Origin of the sequence: Kitasatospora sp. NPDC059803 (genome assembly GCF_042732255.1) — a bacterium.
Lineage (GTDB): Bacteria > Actinomycetota > Actinomycetes > Streptomycetales > Streptomycetaceae > Kitasatospora.
Genome location: NZ_JBHWIJ010000313.1, coordinates 1 through 3,509 on the forward strand (window position 1 = coordinate 1; position 3,509 = coordinate 3,509).

2 protein-coding genes are annotated in these 3,509 nt (G+C 67.7%); both read left to right on the plus strand.

Features of this window, described 5'->3' with window-relative positions:
- The first annotated feature begins 163 nt into the window (after positions 1-163).
- Positions 164-784, plus strand: coding sequence for a CDP-diacylglycerol--glycerol-3-phosphate 3-phosphatidyltransferase (gene pgsA / locus ACFV6I_RS33305; RefSeq protein ID WP_063350199.1), 621 nt, complete (start codon positions 164-166; stop codon positions 782-784).
- A 124-nt stretch (positions 785-908) separates the two neighbouring features.
- Positions 909-3,404, plus strand: coding sequence for a mannose-1-phosphate guanyltransferase (locus ACFV6I_RS33310; RefSeq protein WP_063350200.1), 2,496 nt, complete (start codon positions 909-911; stop codon positions 3,402-3,404).
- Positions 3,405-3,509 lie beyond the last annotated feature (105 nt).

The following is a 3,509-nucleotide window of genomic DNA, read 5'->3' on the forward strand; positions in this document are numbered from 1 at the left end:
CTATGCCTTACAGCGCCGATGGTACTGCAGGGGGGACCCTGTGGGAGAGTAGGACGCCGCCGAACAATCATTCGAGAGAAGCCCCCGCCGGGTGAACCTGGCGGGGGCTTTTCTGTTGTAGGGTCAACGTGCATTGTCATCACACGGGACAGGAGGCCCCCGGGTGGAGGTCCAGGAGACGCGGGTCCAGACCGATCGCGTCCTCACCATCCCCAACCTGCTCAGCATGGGCCGGCTGGTCGGTGTTCCGCTTTTTCTCTGGCTGATTCTCTGGCCGGTTTTCGATGGCCCCAACAACGATGGTTGGGCGCTGCTGATCCTGATGCTGAGCGGTGTCAGCGACTACCTCGACGGGAAACTCGCGCGGCGGTGGGGGCAGGTCAGCCGGGTGGGGCAACTGCTCGATCCACTGGCCGACCGGCTCTATGTGCTGTCCACGCTGGTCGGTTTGACCTGGCGTGAGATTCTTCCGTGGTGGGTGACGGCGATTCTGCTGGCCCGGGAAGTATTTATCGGCGCGCTGCTGCCCATTTTGAACCGGCACGGTTACGGGCCGCTCCAGGTGAGTTTTCTGGGGAAGGCCGCGACCTTCAATCTGATGTACGCGTTTCCGCTTCTCCTGCTCGGCAGCGTGGACAGCTGGATCGCGCGGCCGGCCGAGGTGGTGAGCTGGGCCTTCATCTGGTGGGGGACCACGTTGTACTGGTGGGCCGGTATTCTTTACGCGGTTCAGGCCAGGCGGATCACCCGAGCGGGCTCGACGGGCTCCGCGTCCGCAGTCTGAGACGTGATCTGAGAGAAGTCCCACGCCGCATCGGTGCGTCGGACGATACCTTCCGGGTAGGGATCCCTCTGGAACGGTTTGATGGACCTGTAGGTCCACCACCGCAAAGGAGGACGCACCCGTAATGAAAGCCGTTGTCATGGCAGGGGGCGAAGGAACCCGACTCCGCCCGATGACCTCAAGCATGCCGAAGCCGCTGCTTCCGGTGGCCAATAGGCCGATCATGGAGCACGTGCTTCGGCTGCTGAAGCGGCACGGCCTCTCCGACACCGTCGTCACCGTCCAGTTCCTGGCCTCACTGGTCAAGAACTACTTCGGTGACGGCGAGGACTTGGGCATGCATCTGACCTATGCCCACGAGGAGACGCCGCTAGGCACCGCGGGGAGTGTCAAGAACGCCGAGGACGCGTTGAAGGACGACTCCTTTCTGGTGATCTCCGGTGACGCGCTGACCGACTTCGACCTCTCGGAATTGATCGACTTTCACCGCAGCAAGAACGCACTGGTCACCGTCTGTCTCACCAGGGTGCCGAATCCCCTCGAGTTCGGTATCACGATCACGGACGACGACGGACGGGTCGAGCGCTTCCTGGAGAAGCCGACCTGGGGGCAGGTCTTCTCGGACACTGTGAACACCGGTATCTACGTGATGGAACCAGAGGTCTTCGACTACGTCGCAGCAGGTGAGTCCGTCGACTGGTCGAGTGACGTCTTCCCGCAATTGTTGAAGGAGGGCAAGCGGGTCTACGGCTACGTCGCCGAGGGCTACTGGGAGGACGTGGGCACCCACGAGAGCTACGGCAAGGCCCAGGCGGACGTCCTGGAGGGCAAGGTCGACGTCGAGCTCGACGGGTTCGAGATCTCGCCGGGCGTCTGGGTGGCCGAGGGTGCGGAGGTGGACCCGGAGGCGGTGCTGCGCGGGCCGCTGTACATCGGGGACTACGCCAAGGTCGAGGCCGGTGTCGAGATCCGCGAGCACACCGTGCTCGGCAGCAACGTGGTGGTCAAGCGCGGGGCCTTCCTCCACAAGGCGGTCGTGCACGACAACGTCTACATCGGGCCGCAGAGCAATCTGCGCGGCTGCGTGGTCGGCAAGAACACCGACGTGATGCGGGCCGCCCGGATCGAGGACGGCGCGGTGATCGGGGACGAGTGCCTGATCGGCGAGGAGTCGATCATCGGTGCGAACGTCCGGGTCTATCCGTTCAAGACCATCGAGGCCGGCGCCGTCGTCAACACGTCGGTGATCTGGGAGTCCCGCGGCCAGGAGCACCTGTTCGGTGTCCGTGGCGTGTCGGGGATCCTGAACGTCGAGATCACTCCGGAACTGGCCGTGCGGTTGGCCGGCGCGTACGCCACGACCTTGAAGAAGGGGGCGACCGTCACCATTGCGCGTGACCACTCGCGTGGTGCGCGTGCGCTCAAACGGGCGATGATTTCGGCGCTCCAGACGTCGGCCATAGACGTTCGCGACCTGGAGAACGTGCCGATGCCGGTGGCCCGGCAGCACACCGCGCGGGGGAGTGCGGGCGGGATCTTCCTGCGGACCACGCCGGGGGTGCCCGACTCGCTGGACATCCTCTTCTTCGACGAGCGCGGGGCCGACCTCTCGCAGGCCGGCCAGCGCAAGCTGGATCGCGTGTACGCGCGCCAGGAGTACCGGCGGGCCTTCCCCGGTGAGATCGGGGACCTGACCTTCCCGTCCAGCGTCTTCGACTCCTACGCGGGCAACCTGCTGCGGGCCGTCGACACCACCGGGGTCCGGGAGGCCGGACTGAAGGTGGTCGTGGACACCGCGCACGGCAGCGCCGGCCTGGTTCTGCCGAGCATCCTCGGGCGGCTCGGAGTGGAGGCGCTCACCGTCTCCAGCGGGCTGGACGAGGCGCGGCCGACGGAGGACGCGGAGGAGCGGCGGGCGGGGCTGGCCAGGCTCGGCGAGCTGGTGGCCTCTTCCCGGGCGGCCTTCGGCGTCCGCTTCGACCCGGTCGGCGAGCGGGTCGCGTTCGTCGACGAACTGGGCCGGGTGATCGACGACGACCGGGCACTGCTGGTGCTGCTGGACCTGGTCGCGGCCGAGCGGCGCAGCGGGCAGGTGGCGCTGCCGGTGACCACGACCCGGATCGCCGAGCAGGTCGCCGCGTACCACGGCACCCAGGTCATCTGGACCACGACGACGCCGGACGACCTGGCGAAGGCGGCCGCCACCGAGGGCACGGTGTTCGGCGGGGACGGGCGCGGCGGGTTCGTGGTGCCGGAGTTCAGCGGAGTGCTGGACGGGGCCGCGGCCTTCGTGCGGTTGGTCGGCCTGGTGGCGCGGACCCAGCTCACGCTGAGCCAGATCGACGCGCGGATCCCGCAGGCGCACATCCGTCGCCGGGACCTGGCGACGCCGTGGGCGGCCAAGGGCATGGTGATGCGCTCGGTGGTCGAGGCGGCCGGCAGTCGGAGGCTGGACACCACCGACGGCGTCCGGGTCGTCGAGGCGGACGGGCGCTGGACGCTGGTGCTGCCGGACCCGGCCGAGGCGACCACCCACCTGTGGGCGGAGGGCCCGGACGACGAGGCGACCGAGGCGCTGCTGGACGAGTGGGCGGCGGTGGTCGACGGGGCCGGGCGGTGACGACACCGGCCTGATCGTCCGACGGTCCTGACGGTCGGGGGGGGGGGGGGGGGGGGCGCGCGCCCCCCCGCGCAAGAAGCAAGATAGCTAGATAAAAGACAAAGT